Consider the following 20,859-nt stretch of genomic DNA (forward strand, 5'->3'; position numbering starts at 1 on the left):
GGAGGCCGGGCCTGCGGCTTTTCCCGGCCCCGCCGGGACGCTCGGTCCGCGAACCGATCTGATGTCCGATCAGTGTCCGAATATTCGGGTTCGGAGGGGTTTGGAATCGGTTGCCCTGACTCGCTAACGTCTGCCACCGGACGCCCGCTTCGACAGCCGCCCGCTCCGGTGCGGCGGCGGGCCGGGCCCAGGATCGGAGCCGACGTCGCATGGCCGTGCACCGCCGTTCCCCGCTGTCAGGTGCGCACGCGTTCGCCCGGGCGCTGGTGCTCACCGCGGCGGCGACCACCGCGCTGGGTGTGGCGGCCGCAGGCAGCGCCCGGGCCGCGCCCGGCTCGCCGGACGCCCCGGCCGACCGCAAGGACGTCAAGGCGCAGGTGGAGCAGCTCTACGACGAGGCCGAGCAGGCCTCCGAGCGGTTCAACGCCGCCCAGGAGGCCCAGCAGAGGCTCCAGCGCGAGACCGGCACGCTGCAGCAGCAGGTCGCCCTCGCCCAGGACGAGCTGAACCGGCTGCGCGGCGACCTCGCCACCGTGGCCGGCGCCGAGTACCGCGGCGGCGGGATGGCGCAGACCGTCCAGCTGATGCTCTCCACCGACCCCGAGGGCTACCTCACCCGGGCCCGCACCCTGGACCAGGCCGCCGTGCGGCAGAACGAGACCCTGCACGAGCTGCTGGGCCGTCAGCGGGTGCTCGACCAGCGCCGGGCCGAGACCACCGCCAAGCTCGCCGAGCTGGAGGAGATCCGCAGGGCGCTGGCCGAGAGCAAGCAGGAGGTCCAGCAGCGGCTCGCCAAGGCGCAGCGGCTGCTCAACAGCCTCGGCGCCGCCGAGCGCGCCCGGCTCGCCGCCCAGGACGCCCGGGAGGCGGAGCAGCGCGCCACCCGCGGCACCGACCGGCTGGACCTCGGCAGCACCCCGCCGGCCTCCGAACGCGGCGCCGCCGCGCTGGCCGCCGCGGTGCGGATGATCGGCTCGCCCTACGTGTACGGATCCACCGGGCCCAAGGCGTTCGACTGCTCCGGTCTGATGTACTGGAGCTGGCGGCAGGCGGGAGTGACCCTGCCGCGCACCTCGCAGGCCCAGGCGCGCGCCGGGCAGCGGGTCGGCCTCTCCGAAGCGCGGCCGGGGGACCTGGTGATCTTCTACCGGGACATGCACCACGTCGGGATGTACGCCGGCGGCGGGGTGATCGTGCACGCCCCCTACCCGGGTGCCAAGGTCCGCTACGAGAGCGTCACCGCGATGCCGGTCTCGGGGGTGATCCGGCTCTGAGCCGCCCGGACACCGCCGCCGGCCGCGGGCCGTCCCGGCGCACCGCCCTGCTGCTCGCGGCCGGCGGACTGGCCCAGCTGTCGCTGCCCGGGGCCGCCCCGGCGCGGCCCGCCGCCGCGGCCTCGGACGAGCACGCCGGCGTCCTGGCGCTGCTCGACGAGCGGGCCCGGGCGCTGACCGCCGGGCCGCCCGCGCTGCCGCTGCGGGCCGGCTACCGGAACCTGCTGCTCGGCCCGGTGGACGCGGCCGGGCGGTGCGCCGCCACCGCCGAGCTGACCGTCGTGGTGAGCGGGTACGACCGGCAGCCGGTCGTCCACCCGCGCCGGCTGGCGCTGGCCCGCTCCGCCGCCGGCTGGCGGGTCGAACGCGAGGAGGGCGCGGGCGGACCGCCGCCGCTGTGGGACCTCGGCACCGTCCGGGCCGGCGCCGGAGCGCGCTGCCTGGTGCTCGGGGTGGACGCCGGGGCCGGCGGGGGCGCCCCCGCCGGACTCGCCGCCGTCGGCGACCGGGCGGTGTCCGCCGTCGAGGCCCTCTGGGGCACCGCCTGGGCCGGCCGGCTGCTGCTGGAACTGCCCGCCACCGGGGAACAGTTCACCCGGCTGCTGGCGGACGAGCGGCCCGGCTGGTCCGGGATGGCCGCTGTCACCGTGGCGGCGCCCGGCGCGCCGCTGAACGCCCCGGCCGACCGGATTCTGGTCAACCCGGAGACCTACGCGGGCCTGAGCGACTTCGGCCGGCAGGTGGTGGTCACCCACGAGGCGGTGCACGTGGCGACCCGGGCGGACACCCGCGCCTGGACGCCGCTCTGGCTCTCCGAGGGCGCCGCCGACTGGACCGGCTACCGCGACTCGGGCCGCGCCGCCCACCGGATCGCCCCGGAGCTGGCCCGGGACGTCGCCGACGGGCGGCTGCCCACGGCACTGCCCGAGGACGCCGCCTTCACCGCCGCCGGGGAGGGGCTCGCCCAGGTCTACGAGCAGGCCTGGCTGGCCTGCGACCTGATCGCCCGCCGGTACGGGCCGCAGCGGCTGGTGGACCTCTACCGGGCGGTCGGCGCGGCGGCCCCGGGCGCGGACCGCCAGGCCTGGCTGGACGGACTGCTGCGGGAGCGGCTCGGCCTCGGCCTGGCCGAGTTCACCCGCCTCTGGCTGGCCGAGGTCCGGGCGCTGGCCGCCCGCTAGGAGGGGCTGCGCGCCTCCCGGCGCGGGGTCAGGGCCGGGCGCCCTGGCGCCGGTCGCCGGGTGCGCCGCGCGGCCGGTCGATGCCGTCCAGCAGGTCCTGCTCGTACGCGATGCCCGGGCGCACCGAGAACGCGGCCGCCGGCACCGGCTCCGGGCGGGGCAGCACCACGGTCTCCGCGAGCCGCTCGGTGCGCCGGGTGGAGCGCCAGAGCCGGACGCAGGACAGCCCGGTCGCGGTCAGCAGCAGCAGGTTGCGCAGGGTCAGCACGGCGATCGCGCCCGGCTTGCTGGCGACCACGTCGCCGAAGACCAGCGGGAACTCCACCAGGGTCAGCGGGGTCGCGGCCAGGATCAGCAGCGCCACCGGCCGCTGGCTGCTGCCGCGCACCGTCAGGCAGACCGCCGAGACGCCGACCAGCCAGACCAGGTACTGCGGGCTGATCACCCGGCTGGTCACGGTGAAGATCAGCAGCGCGGCGAGCGCCGCGTCGTACATGGTGGCGGCGTTGCGGCGCCGGGCGGTGAACCGCCACAGCAGCAGCCAGCCGAAGCCGAGCACGGTGCCGGCCAGCATCACCTTGCTGACCAGCTCGACCCACGGCCCGAGCATCTCCACCGAGCCGTAGTTCATCATCACCTTGCCGTCCCAGGCCCCGGCGATCCGGGCGAAGTGGATCGGCAGCGCGCCGACCGACTCCACCTCGATGCCGCGGTCCTTCTGGAACGTCAGGAACTCGAACGCGCCGTTCATCCCGGCCGCCAGCAGGAAGGCGATCGCCGCGGTCGCGGCCGCCGCGGCGGTCCACGAACGGCGGGTGCGCCGACCGGACGGGGTGCCGATCAGGCCGAGCAGCGGCCAGATCTTGACGATGCCGCCGAGGCCCAGCAGCAGGCCGCCGATCGCCGGGCGGCGGATCAGCGCCAGCAGGCCGGCCACCGCGATCGCGGTGACGATCACGTCGTAGCGGTTGTAGATCATCGGACCGAGCAGCGGGACGCCGGCCACCCAGACCCAGGCACCGGTCAGCGCCCGGCCCCTGCGCAGCCCGGTGCGGACCAGCAGGGCCATCGCGACCGCGTCGGCGATCCCGCAGATCACCCAGAACGACACCAGGTACGACCAGGGCAGCAGGCCCGGGAGCATGATCACCAGGGCGGCGCCGGGCGGGTACTGCCAGGTGACGTCGTCCAGCGGGAAGGTGCCGGTCTGCAGCACGCCGTACCAGCCGTGGTAGATCAGCCAGACGTCGGCGGTGATGTCCCCGCCGGGCATCCGCAGCACGCCGGTCACCAGCAGCAGCAGGAGCGTCCGGGTGGCCACCCAGGTCCCGCCCAGCGCCAGGAGGGCGCCCGAGCGGCCGGAGGGGCGCGTGGTGCTCGGCGCCGGCTCGCGGCGGACGGCGAGCGCCGTGCCGGAGCCCTCGGCGCCGCTGGATGTACCGGACTCGGTGGCCGGGGCCAACTCCACTGCGCTCCCTCGTTCGTCTCGGACGTCCCGCCGGCGGCGCCGCGCGACGGGCGCCCGGGCGGTCCGGGCGGGTCCTGGCCGGGCTGCCGCCACGGGGCCGGACCGGCCGTGCCGACCACCCGGTACTAGGACAGACCCGGGGGTGGAACGGTTGCCGTACGCGGATCCGTTCCCGGCGGGTCGTGGTGTTGACCTATCGTACGGATCACCCAGCGGTACACCGAGCACCCCCCGACCGAGCGAGCCGTGGCCTGATGCACAAGACCTTGATCGTGACCAACGACTTCCCCCCGAGGCCCGGGGGCATCCAGGCCTTCGTCCACAACATGGCCGTCCGTCAGCCCGCAGGGAGCGTCGTGGTGTACGCCTCCACCTGGCGCGACGGCACCGAGGTGGCGCGCTTCGACGCGGAACAGCCGTTCCCGGTGATCCGCGACCGGACGAAGGTGATGGTTCCCACACCGCGGGTCACCCGGCGGGCCGCCGAGATCCTGCGCGCCGAGGGCTGCGACTCGGTCTGGTTCGGCGCCGCCGCGCCGCTTGGGCTGATGGCCCCCACGCTGCGCCGGGCCGGCGCCGGGCGGCTGCTCGGCATGACCCACGGCCACGAGGCCGCCTGGGCCCAGCTTCCGGCGGCCCGGCAGCTGCTGCGCCGGATCGGCGCGGGCACCGACGTGCTCACCTACCTCGGCGAGTACACCCGCTCCCGGATCGCCGCCGCCGTCGGCCCGCAGGCGGCCGCGCGGATGGTCCAGCTGCCGCCCGGCGTGGACGAGCGGAGCTTCCACCCGGACTCCGGCGGCGCCGCGGTGCGCGAGCGGCTCGGGCTGGCCGACCGGCCGGTGGTGGTCTGCGTCTCCCGGCTGGTGCCGCGCAAGGGCCAGGACACCCTCATCGAGGCGATGCCGCAGATCCTCGCCGACGTGCCGGACGCCGTGCTGCTGATCGTCGGCGGCGGCCCCTACCGGGCGGACCTGGAGAAGCTGGTGGACGCCCGCGGCGTGCGCTCGTCCGTCCGGTTCACCGGCGCGGTGCCGTGGGAGGAGCTGCCCGCCCACTACGGCGCCGGGGACGTCTTCGCCATGCCCTGCCGCACCCGGCGCGGCGGACTGGACGTCGAGGGGCTCGGCATCGTCTACCTGGAGGCCTCGGCGACCGGCCTGCCGGTGGTGGCGGGGGACTCCGGCGGAGCGCCGGACGCGGTGCTGGAGGGCGAGACCGGCTACGTGGTGCCGGGCGGCACGCCCGCCGCGGCGGCCGAGCGGATCGTGCGGCTGCTGAAGGACGAGGAGTTGCGCCGGCGGATGGGCGAGGCCGGGCGCCGCTGGGTGGACCGCTCCTGGCGCTGGGACCTGCTGGCCGGGCGGCTGACCTCGCTGCTGGCCGGCTAGGCCTCCTCCGGGAGAAGGCCCAGGTCCGCTCCGACCCGTACCGGAGGGTCTGTGCCGGTGCGGCCCGCCCCACCGTTCCGAGGGGTGGGCCGCACCGGCGGTCCGGGGGGAGGGGCTACTTGCGGTAGATCCCCTCGATGTCGGCCGCGTAGTCCTTCAGCACGACGTTGCGCTTGAGCTTGAGCGAGGGCGTCAGATGACCGCTCTCCTCGGAGAAGACGGTGTCGAGCAGGCGGAACTTCTTGACCGCCTCGGCGTGCGAGACGGCCGCGTTGCCGTCGTCCACCGCCGACTGGAGGGCGGCCAGCAGGTCCTGGTCCTCGCGCAGGTCGGCCACCGTGGCACCGGCGGGCTTGCCGTTCAGCTCCTTCCACTTGGGGAAGAAGTCCTCGTCGACGGTGATCAGACAGGCGACGAAGGGCTTGCGGTCGCCGACCACCATGACCTCGCCGACCAGGGCGTGCGCCCGGATCCGGTCCTCGATCACGGCCGGGGCGACGTTCTTGCCGCCCGCGGTGACGATGATCTCCTTCTTGCGGCCGGTGATGGTCAGGTAGCCCTCGTCGTCCAGCGAGCCGAGGTCGCCGGTGGCGATCCAGCCGTCCTTGAGGGTGTCGGCGGTGGCCTGCGGGTTGTTCCAGTAGCCGGTGAAGACGTGCGGGCCCTTGAAGAAGACCTCGCCGTCCTCGGCGATCCGCACGGAGGCGCCGGGGACCGGCTGGCCGACCGAGCCGATCTTCGGCTTGTCCCACGGGTTGAAGGCGGTGGCCGCGCAGGTCTCGGTGAGGCCGTAGCCCTCCAGCACGGTGAAGCCGATGCCCCGGTAGAAGTGGCCGAGCCGCTCGCCGAGCGGGGCGCCGCCGGAGATCGCGTGGGTGGCCCGGCCGCCGAGCGCGGCCCGCAGCTTGCTGTAGACCAGCTTGTCGAAGACGGCGTGCTTGAGCTTGAGCAGCAGCCCGGGGCCGCCCGCGTCCAGCGCCCGGCTGTAGGCGATCGCGGTGTCGGAGGCCTTGTCGAAGATCTTGCCCTTGCCGTCGGCCTGCGCCTTGGCCCGCGCCGTGTTGTACACCTTCTCGAACACCCGGGGCACGCCCAGGATCAGGGTGGGCTTGAACGCGGCCAGCTCGGTGGTGACGTCCCGGACGTCGGAGACGTGGCCGAGCTTGATCGGGGCCATCGCCGGGGCGATCTCGACGATCCGGGCGAACACGTGGGCCAGTGGCAGGAAGAGCAGGACGGAGCTCTCGCCGGTGCGGAACAGCGGGGCCAGGCGCTCCACCACGTTGCCGCACTCGGCCAGGAAGTTGCCGTGCGTCAGCTGACAGCCCTTCGGGCGGCCGGTGGTGCCCGAGGTGTAGACGATGGTGGCGATCGAGTCGGGGCCCGCCACCGAGCGGCGCTCGGCGACCGTGCCGTCGGTGACCTCACGGCCCGACTCGGTCAGTGCGGCGAGCGCGGTGCCCTCGATCTGCCAGGTGTGCTTCAGCTCCGGCAGGCGCTCCCCGACCTCGGCGACCACGGCGGTGTGGGTCGAGGTCTCGGTGAACACGGCGACCACTCCCGAGTCGCCGAGGATCCACTCGACCTGCTCGGCGGAGGAGGTCTCGTACACCGGCACGGTGATCGCGCCGGCCGTCCAGATCGCGAAGTCCAGCAGCGTCCACTCGTAGCGGGTCCGGGACATGATGCCCACCCGGTCGCCCGGCTCGATGCCCGCGGCGATCAGGCCCTTCGCGGCGGCGTGCACCTCGACCAGGAACTGCGCGGCGGTCAACTCCTGCCACTGGCCGTCCACCTTGCGGCTGAGCACCGCGACGTCGGGGTGCCGCTCGGCGTTCTGGACCACGAGGTCGGAGAGGTTACCGCCGCTCGGTACCTGGTAGAGGGCCGGAAGGCTGAAGTCGAGCAAGACTGCTCCTCGTTCGCGACGCTGCGGGACGGCAGGACGTTACTGCCCGGTAGGCAGCTTCGACCAGGGGGGTCGGCCCGGGTGTTCGAAGTGTCACACCTTGACCCGTCCGACCAGGTCGGGACCGGGTCGTTCGAATGGCACCCTACGGCAGCGGTCGGGTACCGGCTGGTAGCCCGCGGCGCCCGCCGCCGCGGGCCGCGCGCGGCGGCCCCCGGGCCCGCTCCGGGGCGCACCGAGGGACCGGCCGGATCGCGGGGCGCGATAGCCTGCTCCGGGCGCACCCGGCCGAGCAGGCTCGGCCGGACCAGCAGCACGGGACGACGCGGAGGGCCATTCCATGGCGGAGCACACCAGGTCGAGCATCACCATCGACGCGACCCCGGCGACGGTCATGGCCGTGATCGCCGACTTCGCCGCCTACCCGGCCTGGACCGGCGAGGTCAAGGAGGTCGAGGTCCTGGAGGCCGGGGAGAACGGCCGCGCCGCCCAGGTGCGCCTGGTGCTCGACGCCGGCGCCATCCGCGACGAGCACGTGCTCGCCTACACCTGGGACGGCGACCGCGAGTGCGCCTGGACCCTGGTGCGCAGCCAGATGCTCCGCTCGCTCGACGGCTCCTACACCCTGGCCCCGCTCGGCGCCGGCCGCACCGAGGCCACCTACCAGCTCGCCGTCGACGTCAAGATCCCGATGCTCGGCATGATCAAGCGCAAGGCCGAGAAGGTCATCATCGACCGGGCCCTGGCCGGCCTGAAGAAGCGCGTCGAGGACACCACCGCGGGCAAGGCACTCTGAATCACGGCGGCACGGAGGAACGGGGGCGGCACGGCATGACGGCGACACGCACCATCCTGGTCAGCGGCGACCACGCGGCGCCCGCGGTGGCCGCCGCCACCGCGCTGCACGCCGCCGGGCGGGGTGCGCGCACCCTGCTGCTGGCGGCCGACGACCCGCACCGCACCCTGGACGCCGCCCTCGGCGTCCGGCTGGAGGCCGGGCCGACCGCGTACGCGCCCGGTCTGAGCGTCGCCCGGACCGACGAGCAGGCCGCCTTCCGGCACGCCCTCGGCGAGATCGGCGGCCGGCTGAAGCCCGCCCTCGACCTGCTCGGCGCCGATCCGCTCGACCCCGAGGAGCTCACCGCCCTCCCCGGCACCGCCCGGCTCGCCCTGCTGCGCGCGCTGCCCGCGGCCGACGCGGACGTCCTGGTGGTGCTCGCCCCGCCGCCCGCCGACCTCATCGCCACCCTCGCCCTGCCCGAACAGCTGGAGCGCTACCTGGCCCGCCTCGTCCCCGAGCAGCGCCAGGCCGCCCGGGCGCTGCGCCCGCTGCTGGCCGGCCTCGCCGGGGTGCCGATGCCCGCCGACTGGCTGTACGAGGCGCGCGCCAAGGCGACCGGCGCGCTCGCCGCCGCGCGCGCCGCCATCACCGCGCCCGGCACCAGCGTCCGCCTGGTCACCGCGGCCGACGCCCACCCCTTCGACGAGCTGCGCCGGATCCGCACCGGACTGGCCCTGCACGGCCACCGCCCGGACGCCGTGGTGGTGCACGGCGTGCTGCCGGACGCCGCCGCCGACTCGCCCGACCCGTGGCTGGCCGCGCTGGCCCGCCGCCGCCGGGACGAACTGGACGCGCTGGCCGCCGGCTGCGCGGACGTCCCGGTGCTCACCACCGGGCCCGCCGAGGCCACCCTGGAGGCCGTCGCCGACCGCCTCTACGGCGCCGGCCCCGGCCCCGAGCCGCGCCCGGCCGGACCGTGGACCGTCGAGGACCGGCTGGCCGCGGACGGCCTGCTGGTCTGGCGCCTCGCCCTGCCCGGCGCCGAGCGCGCCGACCTCGACCTCGTGCGGCGCGGCGACGAACTGGTGATCGGCCTCGGCGCCCACCGGCGGGTGCTCGCGCTGCCCTCGGCGCTGCGCCGCTGCACCGTCGCCGGCGCCGGCCTGCACGACGGCGTCCTCGCCGTCCGCTTCGCGCCGGACCCGGCCCTGTGGCCCCGGGCCTGAGCCGGATCCTCCCGCCGGGACGCCCCGGCCGCGCGCCCCTCCGGCTCGCCCGCGAGGGCGGGGTCGGTCCGGCCCGCTCGCCGTCCGGAGGGTGACGGCCGGTCCGGTAGCGTCGGGGCGGGCGGCCGTGGGTGCGGCCGCCGTTGCTGAGGAGGCCTGCGCGAGATGACCACCACGGACCGGACCGAGCCCACCGCCGAGCAGGACGGGAGCGGGCACCCGTTCGGCCCGGAGCTGGGCCCGCTGGTGGACGAAGTGCGCCGGTTCGCCGCCGTCGTCGGCGAGAAGGCCCAGGAGGCGAGCGCCGAGACGCTGCTCTCGCTGGCCGGCCTGGCCGACCGCCTGCGCGACAAGCAGCCCGAGGTCTACGGCCACCTCACCGCCGCCGGTACCGGCCTGGCCGCGGCCGGCGCCGAACTGCTGGCCGCCTACCGGGCCGCGGTCAGCGGCCACGAGCACCGCTGGACCGCCGGCGCCCCGGCCCGCACCGAACGGGTGGACCTGGACGACACGCCTGAAGGGCCGTCCGACAAGCAGTGAACCCCTGATGCCCTTGCGGTCACGCTCCGGCTTCACCCTGTGATGCGACCGGTGAAAAGGTACGACTTTTGAACAGTCTCGGCCGGGTTGGCGGCGGATTGTCTTCGGTTAATGTAGGCGGCGGTGTGTACGGGGGCATGGTTGGGCGGTAGCGTTCCGTCCAGCGGGAACGAGTGAATAGCTGAGGGACACATGGCTCTGACCATCGGCGTCGACGTCGGCGGGACCAAGATCGCGGCAGGTGTGGTCGACGAGGGCGGCGAGATCCTCGCCCGGACCAGGGTGCCCACCCCGGCCGACCCGCAGTGGGCGGTCGACGCGATCGCGCAGGCCGTGCGCGAGCTCAAGGAGCAGTACCCCGACGTGACCGCGGCCGGCATCGGCGCCCCCGGCTTCGTCGACCGCGACCGTTCGACGGTGATCTTCGCCCCCAACATCGACTGGGAGGACGAGCCCCTGCGCGGCCGCGTCGAGGAGCTCACCGGCCTGCCCGCGGTCATCGAGAACGACGCCAACTGCGCCGCCTGGGCCGAGTACCGGTTCGGCGCGGGCGCCGGCCACGCCGACATGGTGCTGATCACCGTCGGCACCGGCATCGGCGGCGGCCTCGTCCTGGACGGCCGGCTGCACCGCGGCCGGTTCGGCGTGGCCGGCGAGATCGGCCACCTCAACATGGTTCCGGACGGCCTGCCCTGCGGCTGCGGCGGCAAGGGCTGCTGGGAGCAGTACGGCTCCGGCCGGGCGCTGCGCCGCTACGGCCGCGAGCGGTCCGCCGCCGACCCGCTGCGCGGCAAGCGGATGCTGGAGCTCAACGACGGCGTCGCCGAGACGATCCGCGGCATCCACATCACCCAGGCCGCGGAAGAGGGCGACCCGCTCGCCCTGGAGTGCTACGCGGAGCTGGCCGACTGGCTGGGCCGCGGGATGGCCGACCTCGCGGCGCTCTTCGACCCCGGCGTCTTCGTGCTCGGCGGCGGGGTCTCCGACTCCGGCCGGCTGCTGCTCGACCCGGTCGCCAAGGCGTTCGAGCACTACCTGACCGGCGGGGTGCACCGCCCGCGCGCCGAGGTGGTGCTCGCCTCGACCGGCTCGGCCGCCGGCATCGCCGGTGCGGCCGACCTGGCCCGCACGGTCTGACCGCCACGGTCTGACCGCCACCGCCTGACCGGCGCGGCCCGTTCCTCCACCCCGGAGGGGCGGGCCGCGCCGCGTTCCCCCCACCCCGGCCCCGTCCTGCCGTACGGTCGTCACCGAGGACGTCCAGGGGAGGAACCGCGATGACCACCGCACCGGCCGAACTGCCGCCGCCCGCGCCCGGTCGGCTGCGGCTGCTCAGCTACAACATCCGCTCGCTGCGCGACGACCGGCGGGCGCTGGTCCGGGTGATCCGGGCCTGCGCGCCCGACATCGTCTGCGTCCAGGAGGCGCCGCGCTACTGGCGCCCCGAGGGGCAGGCGGCCTGGCTCGCCCGGCGGACCGGTACCGCGGTCCTCGCCGGCGGCGGCCGGGCCGCCGCCGGACCGCTGCTGCTGGGCCGCCCCGGCGTCCGGGTGCGGGCCGTCCACGACCGGCTGCTGCCGAAGACCCGCGGCCTGCACGCGCGCGGCTTCGCCACCGCGCTGCTCGAACTGCCCGGCGCGGCGCCGTTCACCGTCACCAGTTGTCACCTCAGCCTGGACGCCGCCGAGCGCCGACGGCAGTTCGACCTGCTCGCCGGTCAGCTGCGGTACGCCGAACTCGGCGTGATCGCGGGCGACTTCAACGAGCACCCGGACGGGCCGGGCTGGCAGGCGCTGGCCGGGCGGCTCCAGGACGGCCACGGGGTGGCGCCCTGGGGCGGCGAGATGACGTCCGTCCCGGAGAACCCCTACCAGCGGCTGGACGCCGTGTTCGTCACGCCGGGCATCGAGGTGCTCGCCTGCGGCGTCCCGCACGGGCTGCCCGGCGTCACCGGGGCGGACCTGCGGGCCGCCACCGACCACCTCCCGGTGCTCGCCGTCCTGCAGCTGCCCGCGCGTCAGGAGCCCGCCGGGCGCTGACACGCCTCGCGGCGCGACACCCGGGAGGTGCCGCGCCGCGAAGGAGCCGTCCCACGGGCAGCCGGTCGTTCCCGGGGCCGCCGAAGCCGGTGGTCGCCCTCCCGCCCGCGCCGAAGGCCGGATCCAGGTCGCCGGGCGCGGCGAGCGCCGCCGCACCCGCAGGCCGCCGAACTCCACCCCGGGGAGTGACCCCGCCCGGGGGAAACCCGCACCGCCCCGGTGCGTGAGGGGGTCAGACGACGGCGCCGCCGTGCGGGTCCTCGGGCTCGTCCTCGTCGCGGTCCTTCATCCGGACCACCAGCGTGGCGAAGCCGCCGAGGAAGGCGGCCACCCCGACCCAGGCGGGCCAGCCGGACACCTCGCGCCAGACGACCGCGTCGAACAGCAGCAGCGCGGGGCCGCCGAGCACCGCCAGCCAGGCGAACTTGGCGGTGGTGTCGGCCTCCGGCAGCGGCGGCGGCTCCGGCGGCTCGAAGTGGCCCTCGTCGGTCTCCTCGGCCAGCTCGAAGTCGCGCGGGCCGGAGCCGGCGGCCGGCATCACCGGGCGGCCGGAGCGGGGGCGCGGCTGGGGCGCGAGGCCGGAGAGGTCGTCGGCGTCGCCGGGGAGGCCGTCGCCGCGGTCCTTGTAGCCCTTGAGCTCGCCGCGCGCCCGCAGGTTCTCGATCTCCGGCCAGTTCGGGTTGTTGAGGTCGACCGGGTCGTCGAACTGGGCGACCAGCGCGGCGAAGATCTCGTCCTGCTCGGCCTGGCTGCGCTCGGGCGCGCGCCGGGCCCGGGACTGGCCGGCCGTGCCCGCGCCGCCCTCGCCCGCCGCCGCCTCGCCGGCCGCCGGGGCGTCGCCGGAGCCGGGAACGTCGGCGGCCTTCTCGCCGGACGGCCCGCGGCCCGTCTGCTCGCCGTCCGCCCGCCCGGCGCCCGGCCGTGCGCCGCCGGTGGTGGCACCCTCCTCGCGGGGCGTCTCGTCCTCGCCGCCCGCCGTGCTGCTCTCGTGCACTTCCGGCCCTTCAGCCTTGGTGGTGGTCGGGTTTCACCGGGGTGACACCCGCCGCGTGCGCGGGAGCCAGCCGTCGGATGAAGTCCTGGGCGGTCGCGAATATTTCCGCCGCGTCGTGGTCCAGCGTCGCGACGTGGTAGCTGCGCTGGCACAGCCGCTCCGTCACATCGGTCGAGGATATCCGGGCCAGCACCAGCTCGGAGTTGGCCGCGGAGACCACGTGGTCCTGCGGGCTGTGGAAGAGCAGCACCGGCTGGGTCACCTCCGGCAGCCGCGCCTGGACGTCCTTCCACAGCCGGGCCAGCGACCAGGCGGCGTGCAGCGGCGTCCGGTCGTAGGCCAGCTCGACCGCACCGGGCCGGGCGATGTCGTTGGCGACCCCGGGCAGGCTCGGCAGGAGGTGGCGCAGCACCGGCAGCAGGACGCTCGCGGGGTTGTCCGAGCGCACCGACGGGTTGACCAGCACCAGCCCGGCGACCGCGGGCCCGTGCACCGCGGCCAGCCGCAGCGCCAGTCCGCCGCCCATCGACAGCCCGACGACGAACACCCGCTCGCACCGCGCGGACAGGTCCAGCAGCTCCCGCTCGACCTCGGCGTACCAGTCCTCCCAGCGGGTCGGCTGCATGTCCTGCCAGCGGGTGCCGTGGCCCGGCAGCAGCGGCAGCGCGACGGTGTACCCGGCGGCGGCGAGGTCCTCCGCCCACGGCCGCAGCGACTGCGGCGAGCCGGTGAACCCGTGGCAGAGCAGGACGCCCACCGGCCCGCCCCGGTGGCGGTACGGTTCGGCGCCGGGCAGCAGCGGCATGGCGGACTCCTTCGCGGGCGACGACGTTGGAGGGTGACGCTGGTACGGACGGGGGCGTGCGGGGCGGACCGGTAGGGGAGGCTGCGGAATTCGCATCGTCCCACGTGCCCGCCCGCTGCGTACACCCCCGCCGGGAACGCGGCCCGACGGCCCGTCACCGCGGGGGCGGGACACCCCGGCGGGGCGGGGCGGGGCACGGGCGGACGCCGAAGGGCATTAGGATCGACCGGTCCGCAATACAGGAGGCCCGGGTTGTTCTACCGACTGATGAAGATGATCGTCGCGCCGCTGCTGCGGATCTTCTTCCGGCCGTGGATCGAGGGTGAGGAGAACATCCCCACCGAGGGTGCCGCGATCATCGCGAGCAACCACCTGTCCTTCTCGGACTCCTTCTTCTTCCCCGCGCTGATCAAGCGCCGGGTGACCTTCATCGCCAAGGCCGAGTACTTCACCACGCCGGGCATCAAGGGCCGGCTGACCGCCGCCTTCTTCAAGGGCGTCGGCCAGCTCCCGGTGGACCGCTCGGGCGTGCGCGGCGCCGGCGAGGCGGCGATCCGCTCGGCGATCGCCGTGCTGGACCGCGGTGAGCTGTTCGGCGTCTACCCGGAGGGCACCCGGTCGCCCGACGGCAAGCTCTACCGGGGCAAGGTCGGCGGCCTGGCCCGCGTCGCGCTGGCGACCGGCGCGCCGGTCATCCCGGTCGCGATGATCGACACGGAGAAGGTCCAGCCGCCCGGCCAGGTGATCCCGAACTTCGGCATCCGCCCGGGCATCCGGATCGGCCGCCCGCTGGACTTCTCCCGCTACCAGGGCATGGAGAACGACCGTTTCATCCTGCGTTCGGTGACGGACGAGGTGATGTACGAGATCATGCGGCTCTCCGGCCAGGAGTACGTGGACGTCTACGCGACCGCCGCCAAGCGGCAGATCGCCGAGGACAAGAAGAAGGCCGACGCCGAGCGCAAGGCCGTCCAGAAGGCCGAGCAGGCCGCCGCCAAGGCCGAGAAGGCCGAGGAGAAGGCGGAGGCCGAGAAGGCGGCGAAGGCCGAGGCGGAGAAGGCCGCGCAGGACCAGAAGGAGACCGGGCAGGCCTGAGCGGGGCCGGCCGGGCATCCGGGGGAGGACGGCAGGGATGACGGACGGCGGCAGAACCGGGCCCGGCCCGGGGGCGGTCGGCGCGGCGGTGGCGGCGGGCGGCATGTCCGTCGAACTGCCGCTCTGGCGGGCCATCTCGCTCTTCCGGGTGCTGGCGCTCTGCTACGCGGTGCTCCGGTACTTCGACTCCTACCTGCAGTTCGTCCACCCGGTCGCCGGCTGGATCTACCTCGGCGCGCTGACCCTCTGGACGCTCGCCTCGACCCGGGCCTTCTCCGGCCCGCAGCGCTGCACCTGGTACGTGCTGGTCACCGACCTCGTCCTCGTCGTCACCGGCATCGTGATGAGCGGCATGATCGACGCGCCGTCCCGGGTCGGCCACGGCGCGCCGACCCTGCCCACCATCTGGGCGGCCGGCACCGTGCTCGGCTTCGCCGGGCGCGGTGGCTGGCGCTGGGCGGCGGCGGCCGGTTCGGTGATCGGGGTGGCCAACATCCTCGGCCACGGCGGCCCGAGCGGCGACAACATCCACAACATCGTGCTGCTGATGGTGGCCGGCTGTGCGATCGGCTACGTCATGGAGATCGCCCGCGCCAGCGAGGCGACGCTCACCCGGGCGCTGCAGGTCGAGGCGGCCACCCGGGAGCGCGAGCGGCTCTCCCGGGACATCCACGACGGGGTGCTGCAGGTGCTCGCGCTGGTCCAGCGCCGGGGCGGCGAGGCCGCGTCCGCCGGGTCCGCCGCGCCGTCCGCCGGGTCCGCCGGCTCGTCCGACGCGGCGGACCTCGCCGAGCTGGGCCGCCTGGCCGGCGAGCAGGAACGCGCCCTGCGCGCGCTGATGAGCGGCGGCCCGCTGCCCGCCCCGCGCGGCACGGAGCCGGACCGGCCGGAGCAGCCGCAGGACCTGCGCACCCTGCTCGCCCCGTACGCGGACGAGCGGGTCACCCTGTCCGCCCCCGGCACCCCGGTGCTGCTGCCGGCCCCCGCCGCCGGCGAGCTGGCGGCGGCCGTCGGCGCCGCGGTGGACAACGTCCGCCGGCACGCCGGGCCCGCGGCGCGCGCCTGGATCCTGGTGGAGGACGAGCCGCAGGCCGTCACCGTCTCGATCCGTGACGACGGTCCCGGCTTCGCGCCCGGGCGGCTCGGCGAGGCGGAGCGGGCCGGGCGGCTCGGCGTCTCCCAGTCGATCCGCGGCCGGCTGCGGGACCTCGGCGGCACCGCCGAGCTGTACTCGGCGCCCGGTGAGGGCGTCGAGGTGGAGCTGCGGGTCCCGCGCGCCGGCTCGGACGCCCCGGCCGGGCGCCGGTGACGCCGTCCGCGCCGAAGCCCGTTGCCCCCGAAACCCCTCGCGAAAGGGCCCGAGCATGACCACCCAGCAGCCGATCGACCATCAGGCGCCCGCCGAGCGGCCGGTGCGGGTCATGGTGGTGGACGACCACCCGATGTGGCGCGACGCCGTCTCCCGCGACCTCGCCGAGGCCGGGCTGGACGTGGTGGCCACCGCCGGCGACGGCGAGGAGGCCGTCCGCCGGGCCCGCGCCTGCACCCCGCAGGTCGTGGTGCTCGACCTCAACCTGCCCGGCCTCTCCGGCGCCGAGGTCTGCCGCCAGGTGGTCGCGCAGGACCCGACGGTGCGGGTCCTGGTGCTCTCGGCGAGCGGCGAGCACGCGGACGTGCTGGAGGCGGTGAAGTCCGGCGCGACCGGCTACCTGGTCAAGTCGGCCGGGCGGGAGGAGTTGCTGGACGCGGTGCGCCGCACGGCCGTCGGTGACGCGGTGTTCACCCCGGGCCTGGCCGGCCTGGTGCTCGGCGAGTTCCGCCGGCTGGCCGCCGAGCCGCCCGCCCCGGCCGCGCCGGTCGTCCCGCAGCTGACCGCCCGGGAGACCGAGGTGCTGCGGATGGTCGCCAAGGGCCTGTCGTACAAGCAGATCGCCGATCGGCTGGTGCTCTCGCACCGCACGGTGCAGAACCACGTCCAGAACACCCTGGGCAAGCTCCAGCTGCACAACCGGGTCGAGCTGGTCCGCTACGCGATCGAGCAGGGCCTGGACGACGAGATCTGACGGCCGGGCGGGGCGCCGACCGCGCCCCGCCCGGCCGGGCCCCTAGCGGGCGGCGGTGGCCACCGCGCCGCGCAGCAGCCCGGCGACGATCTCCACGCCCTCCCGGGTGAGCACCGACTCCGGGTGGAACTGCAGCCCGGCGAAGCCCGGACCGCGCAGCGCGTGCACGTCCCCGGTCAGGGGGTCGCGGGCCACCTCGACGCCCTGGCCGGCCAGCCGGGCGGCGTCGGCGTCGGAGCAGCGGGCGGTGAAGGCGTTGTAGAAGCCGACCGTGCGCTGCGTCCCGAACAGGTCGACGCTCTCCTGCGCGCCCTGGTACGGCACCGCCTTGCGGGCCAGCGGCAGGCCGAGCGCGGCGGACAGCAACTGGTGGCTGAGGCAGACGGCGAGCAGCGGGGCGGTGCGCCGGCCGTCCCGGGCGGCGGCCAGCGCGTCCTCGACGATCGGGCGCAGCACGGCCATCTTGGGGTCGTCCCCGGCGGCCGGGTCGCCCGGGCCGGGGCCGAGCACCAGCGGGCCGGGGTGGGCGGCGACCCGCTCGCGCAGGCCCGGCTCGTCGTAGCGGACCACGGTGACCCGGTGGCCGAGCGAGGTCAGCAGGTGGGCGAGCATCGCGGTGAAGGTGTCCTCGCCGTCGACGACCAGGGTCTCCAGCGCCTCGGTGGCCCGGGCCGGCTGCTGCATCCGCAGCCAGAACGGGGCGAGGCCGGCCCGCCGGGCGTCCAGCGCGGCCTGGACGCGGTGGTCGTCGGCCAGCCGCGGGCCGCTCGGGCCGCCCGCGCGGGCGGGGGCCGGGCGGGCGCCGATGGCGGTGAGCACCCCGGCGGCCTTGGCGTGCGTCTCGGCGACCTCGGAGAGCGGGTCGGAGTGCCGCACCAGGGTGGCGCCGACCCGTACGGCGAGCCGGCCGGTGGCCGGGTCGATGTCGGCGGTGCGGATGCAGATCGGCGAGTCGAGCAGCTGGCCGCCGCTGGCCGAGCGGCCGATCAGGGCGAGCGCGCCGGAGTAGTAGCCCCGGCCGCCGCGCTCGTAGCGCTTGATCACCCGGGTGGCGTTCTGCACCGGGCTGCCGGTGACGGTGGCGGCGAACATCGTTTCCCTGAGCACCTCGCGGACGTCCAGCGAGGTGCGGCCGCGCAGTTCGTACTCGGTGTGGGCGAGGTGGGACATCTCCTTGAGCCGGGGACCGAGCACCTGGCCGCCGAGGTCGCCGACGGTGCACATCATCTTGAGCTCCTCGTCGACCACCATGGTGAGCTCCTCGAGCTCCTTGGGGTCGTGGAGGAAGTCGAGCAGCGAGTCGAGGCCGGCGCCGGCGGCCGGATAGCGGTAGGTGCCGGAGATCGGGTTCATCACGACCGTCCCGCCGCTCTGCCGGACGTGCACCTCGGGGGAGGCGCCGACCAGGACGCGCTCCCCGGTGTGCACCAGGAAGGTCCAGTAGGCGCCGCGCTCCTGCTCCAGCAGCCGGCGGAACAGGGTGAGCGCGAGCGCGGGGGAGAAGTCTTCGAGCGTCGCGGTGAAGTCGCGGCGGATGACGAAGTTGGCGCCCTCGCCGCGCCCGATCTCCTCCGCGATCACCCGGCGGACGATCGCGGCGTACTCGGCGTCGTCGATGTCGAACGCGCCGCCGGTCAGGCCGACGGGCAGGTGCGGCAGCGCCTCGGTGACCTCGGCGAGCGGCAGGGCGTACTGCTCGGTGACGGCGAGGGCCTGGAGCGGGGTGGCGTCGTCGTGCGCCTCGAAGCCGCGTTCGCGGATCTGCCGGTAGGGGACGAGCGCGAGCAGGTCGTGCACGGGGCCGTCGGCGGGCACGCCGTGGCGGACCGGCAGGTCGGCCAGCCGGTCGTGGCTGGTGACGGTGCCGATCAGGACCTCGACGGTGTCCGGGGCGGTGCGCGGGGTGCGGCGGTGGAGCAGGGCGAAGGCCGGTGCGTCGGCGGCGGTGAGGCGGGCGAGCAGGTCGGCGGCGCTGGTCACGGTCACGGAGTTCCTTCCGGGGGGCTTCTGCGGCGGTGGGGTTCCGCTCCCGGGAGGGCTGTCGGCCGGCTGGAAACGCCGACGGCCGCCCCGAGGGGCGGCCGGTCGTCTGCGTCTAGGAACGCGCGGGCTGTGGGCCACCCAGGGGGTCGGCCCACCACCAGGAGCAGGTGTGCGGCGTGTTCACGGAGCCGAGCCTAGCGGATCCCCGGCCGGAAGTGAGGCCCGTCACCCGATTGTCCGCGGGGTGTCTCACCCCTCGGGCGGTGGTCACAAATCGGTTGCCGCACCCCGTAGCCTTGAGCGCGTGACCGTGACGAATCTCCACACCTGGCAGTCCCTGCCCGCGGCGCAGCAGCCTGAATGGCCGGACCAAGAGGCTCTGCGCAAGACCCTTGCCGAGCTCGCCTCGTATCCGCCGCTCGTCTTCGCCGGCGAGTGTGACCAGCTGCGCGCCCGGCTCGGTGCCGTGGCCCGTGGTGAGGCGTTCCTGCTGCAGGGCGGCGACTGCGCCGAGGCCTTCGACGGCGTCTCGGCGGAGCACATCCGCAACAAGCTGAAGACCCTGCTGCAGATGGCGGCGGTGCTGACCTACGCGGCCTCGGTGCCGGTCGTCAAGGTCGGCCGCATCGCCGGCCAGTACTCCAAGCCGCGCTCCAAGTCGACCGAGACCCGCGACGGCGTGACCCTGCCGGTCTACCGGGGCGACTCGGTGAACGGCTTCGAGTTCACCCCCGAGTCCCGCATCCCGGACCCGGAGCGGCTGAAGCGGATGTACAACGCGTCCGCCGCGACGCTCAACCTGGTCCGCGCCTTCACCACCGGTGGTTACGCCGACCTGCGCCAGGTGCACGCCTGGAACCAGGACTTCGTGCGCAACTCGCCGGCCGGCCAGCGCTACGAGCAGCTCGCCCGCGAGATCGACAACGCGCTGGCGTTCATGAACGCCTGCGGCGTGGCGCCGGAGGAGTTCAAGACGGTCGAGTTCTTCTCGTCCCACGAGGCGCTGGTCCTGGACTACGAGACCGCGCTGACCCGCGTGGACTCGCGCACCGGCGAGCTGTACGACGTCTCCGGCCACATGGTGTGGATCGGTGAGCGCACCCGCCAGCTGGACCACGCGCACATCGAGTTCGCCTCGAAGATCCGCAACCCGATCGGCGTGAAGCTCGGCCCGACCACCTCGGTCGACGACGCGCTGACCCTGATCGAGAAGCTGGACCCGGAGCGCGAGCCCGGCCGGCTCACCTTCATCACCCGGATGGGCGCGGGCAAGATCCGCGACCACCTGCCCACCCTGGTCGAGAAGGTCACCGCCTCCGGCGCGCAGCCGGTCTGGATCTGCGACCCGATGCACGGCAACACCTTCGAGGCCTCCAGTGGCCACAAGACCCGCCGCTTCGACGACGTGCTCGACGAGGTCAAGGGCTTCTTCGAGGTGCACCGCGCGCTCGGCACCCACCCGGGCGGCATCCACGTGGAGCTGACCGGCGACGACGTCACCGAGTGCGTCGGCGGCGGCGACGAGGTGCTGGTCGACGACCTGCACCAGCGCTACGAGACGGCCTGCGACCCGCGGCTCAACCGCAGCCAGTCGCTGGACCTCGCGTTCCTGGTCGCCGAGATGTACCGCGGCGGCAACTGAACGGTGCCGCCGGCGCGGCGGATGTGACAAAAGCCTCTCCGGCCCGGGGTTTCCCCGGGCCGGAGAGGCTTTTGCGTACCCGTCCGGGCAGGTAAGGTGAGGCTTAGTGAACTAAGGCTTGCCTTAGTCAAGATCCACTCCGCTTCACCGCTTCACCCCCGGGAGAGACCGCGATGTACGTGTGCATGTGTCATGCGGTCACCGAGGACCAGGTGAAGCGGGCGATCGACGACGGTGCCAGCACCCCGCGCCAGATCGCCAAGGGCTGCAAGGCCGGGACCGACTGCGGCTCCTGCGTGCGGCGGATCCAGGCCCTGCTCGGCGAGCACGGTGCCCGGCCCTGCCCGACCGCCCGGCTCGCCGCCAGGCTGGGCCTGGCCGACCCGGCGGCGGCCGAGGTCGCTCCCGCTCCCGCCGCCCCGGTGCGGGCGCCGGCGCGGCTGCGCGTCGCCTGACCGGCCTCCCGCT

General features: G+C 75.1%; 18 protein-coding genes. 13 read left to right on the forward strand and 5 right to left on the reverse strand.

The window, feature by feature from the left end:
• Positions 1-209: 209 nt before the first annotated feature.
• Together ABT238_RS20020 and ABT238_RS20025 are read left to right on the forward strand one after the other, a co-directional pair.
• Positions 210-1,274 (forward strand): C40 family peptidase, encoded by a 1,065-nt coding sequence (locus ABT238_RS20020; RefSeq protein ID WP_350566746.1) that lies wholly within the window; start codon positions 210-212, stop codon positions 1,272-1,274.
• Between the two features lie 236 nt (positions 1,275-1,510).
• Positions 1,511-2,455, forward strand: coding sequence for a hypothetical protein (locus tag ABT238_RS20025; RefSeq protein ID WP_350770847.1), 945 nt, complete (start codon positions 1,511-1,513; stop codon positions 2,453-2,455).
• A gap of 28 nt (positions 2,456-2,483) precedes the next feature.
• Here ABT238_RS20025 and ABT238_RS20030 read toward each other — a convergent pair whose 3' ends face one another.
• Positions 2,484-3,923 (reverse strand): glycosyltransferase 87 family protein, encoded by a 1,440-nt coding sequence (locus ABT238_RS20030; RefSeq protein ID WP_350566742.1) that lies wholly within the window; start codon positions 3,921-3,923, stop codon positions 2,484-2,486.
• Positions 3,924-4,177: 254 nt separating this feature from the next.
• Between ABT238_RS20030 and ABT238_RS20035 the strand changes: the two genes are divergently transcribed.
• Complete coding sequence (locus ABT238_RS20035) at positions 4,178-5,314, forward strand: glycosyltransferase family 4 protein (RefSeq protein ID WP_350566741.1); 1,137 nt, start codon at positions 4,178-4,180, stop codon at positions 5,312-5,314.
• 115 nt (positions 5,315-5,429) lie between these two features.
• Here ABT238_RS20035 and ABT238_RS20040 read toward each other — a convergent pair whose 3' ends face one another.
• Positions 5,430-7,223 (reverse strand): AMP-dependent synthetase/ligase, encoded by a 1,794-nt coding sequence (locus ABT238_RS20040; protein ID WP_350566739.1) that lies wholly within the window; start codon positions 7,221-7,223, stop codon positions 5,430-5,432.
• Between the two features lie 340 nt (positions 7,224-7,563).
• Between ABT238_RS20040 and ABT238_RS20045 the strand changes: the two genes are divergently transcribed.
• The 5 genes from ABT238_RS20045 to ABT238_RS20065 all read left to right on the forward strand — a co-directional run bounded on the left by ABT238_RS20045 (position 7,564) and on the right by ABT238_RS20065 (position 11,809).
• Positions 7,564-8,019, forward strand: coding sequence for an SRPBCC family protein (locus ABT238_RS20045; RefSeq protein ID WP_350770887.1), 456 nt, complete (start codon positions 7,564-7,566; stop codon positions 8,017-8,019).
• Between the two features lie 35 nt (positions 8,020-8,054).
• A complete protein-coding gene (locus ABT238_RS20050; protein WP_350770904.1) occupies positions 8,055-9,230 on the forward strand; it encodes an ArsA family ATPase in 1,176 nt (391 codons plus the stop codon).
• A 165-nt stretch (positions 9,231-9,395) separates the two neighbouring features.
• On the forward strand, positions 9,396-9,770 hold the full coding sequence (locus ABT238_RS20055) for a DUF5304 family protein (RefSeq protein ID WP_350566733.1): 375 nt from the start codon (positions 9,396-9,398) through the stop codon (positions 9,768-9,770).
• A gap of 192 nt (positions 9,771-9,962) precedes the next feature.
• Positions 9,963-10,907 carry an ROK family glucokinase gene (locus tag ABT238_RS20060; RefSeq protein WP_350566731.1) on the forward strand — a complete coding sequence of 315 codons (945 nt, stop codon included), beginning with the start codon at positions 9,963-9,965 and terminating at the stop codon, positions 10,905-10,907.
• 140 nt (positions 10,908-11,047) lie between these two features.
• Positions 11,048-11,809, forward strand: coding sequence for an endonuclease/exonuclease/phosphatase family protein (locus ABT238_RS20065; protein ID WP_350770961.1), 762 nt, complete (start codon positions 11,048-11,050; stop codon positions 11,807-11,809).
• Between the two features lie 232 nt (positions 11,810-12,041).
• Here the strand turns inward: ABT238_RS20065 and ABT238_RS20070 are convergent, their stop codons facing one another.
• Positions 12,042-12,803 (reverse strand): hypothetical protein, encoded by a 762-nt coding sequence (locus ABT238_RS20070; protein ID WP_350770978.1) that lies wholly within the window; start codon positions 12,801-12,803, stop codon positions 12,042-12,044.
• 10 nt (positions 12,804-12,813) lie between these two features.
• Positions 12,814-13,608 carry an alpha/beta hydrolase gene (locus ABT238_RS20075; RefSeq protein ID WP_350566726.1) on the reverse strand — a complete coding sequence of 265 codons (795 nt, stop codon included), beginning with the start codon at positions 13,606-13,608 and terminating at the stop codon, positions 12,814-12,816.
• Between the two features lie 267 nt (positions 13,609-13,875).
• Between ABT238_RS20075 and ABT238_RS20080 the strand changes: the two genes are divergently transcribed.
• Genes ABT238_RS20080 through ABT238_RS20090 form a run of 3 tightly spaced genes read left to right on the forward strand, consistent with a single transcriptional unit; the run spans position 13,876 to position 16,766 of the window.
• Positions 13,876-14,703: a lysophospholipid acyltransferase family protein gene (locus tag ABT238_RS20080; protein ID WP_350566912.1), complete on the forward strand. Its 828-nt coding sequence runs from the start codon at positions 13,876-13,878 to the stop codon at positions 14,701-14,703.
• Between the two features lie 37 nt (positions 14,704-14,740).
• Positions 14,741-16,012: a MacS family sensor histidine kinase gene (macS, locus tag ABT238_RS20085; RefSeq protein WP_502891451.1), complete on the forward strand. Its 1,272-nt coding sequence runs from the start codon at positions 14,741-14,743 to the stop codon at positions 16,010-16,012.
• A 55-nt stretch (positions 16,013-16,067) separates the two neighbouring features.
• Entirely contained in the window at positions 16,068-16,766 is a 699-nt protein-coding gene (locus ABT238_RS20090; protein WP_350771000.1) for a response regulator, read from the forward strand.
• 42 nt (positions 16,767-16,808) lie between these two features.
• Here the strand turns inward: ABT238_RS20090 and ABT238_RS20095 are convergent, their stop codons facing one another.
• Positions 16,809-18,752 (reverse strand): anthranilate synthase family protein, encoded by a 1,944-nt coding sequence (locus ABT238_RS20095; protein WP_350566722.1) that lies wholly within the window; start codon positions 18,750-18,752, stop codon positions 16,809-16,811.
• Between the two features lie 301 nt (positions 18,753-19,053).
• On the opposite strand from ABT238_RS20095, the gene ABT238_RS20100 reads away from it, so the two are divergent.
• Positions 19,054-20,391, forward strand: coding sequence for a class II 3-deoxy-7-phosphoheptulonate synthase (locus tag ABT238_RS20100; protein WP_350566720.1), 1,338 nt, complete (start codon positions 19,054-19,056; stop codon positions 20,389-20,391).
• Between the two features lie 185 nt (positions 20,392-20,576).
• On the forward strand, positions 20,577-20,846 hold the full coding sequence (locus ABT238_RS20105; protein WP_502884280.1) for a (2Fe-2S)-binding protein: 270 nt from the start codon (positions 20,577-20,579) through the stop codon (positions 20,844-20,846).
• Positions 20,847-20,859: the final 13 nt, after the last annotated feature.

Origin of the sequence: Kitasatospora sp. NPDC001527, assembly GCF_040298605.1 — a bacterium.
In the GTDB taxonomy this organism is placed as follows: Bacteria; Actinomycetota; Actinomycetes; order Streptomycetales; family Streptomycetaceae; genus Kitasatospora.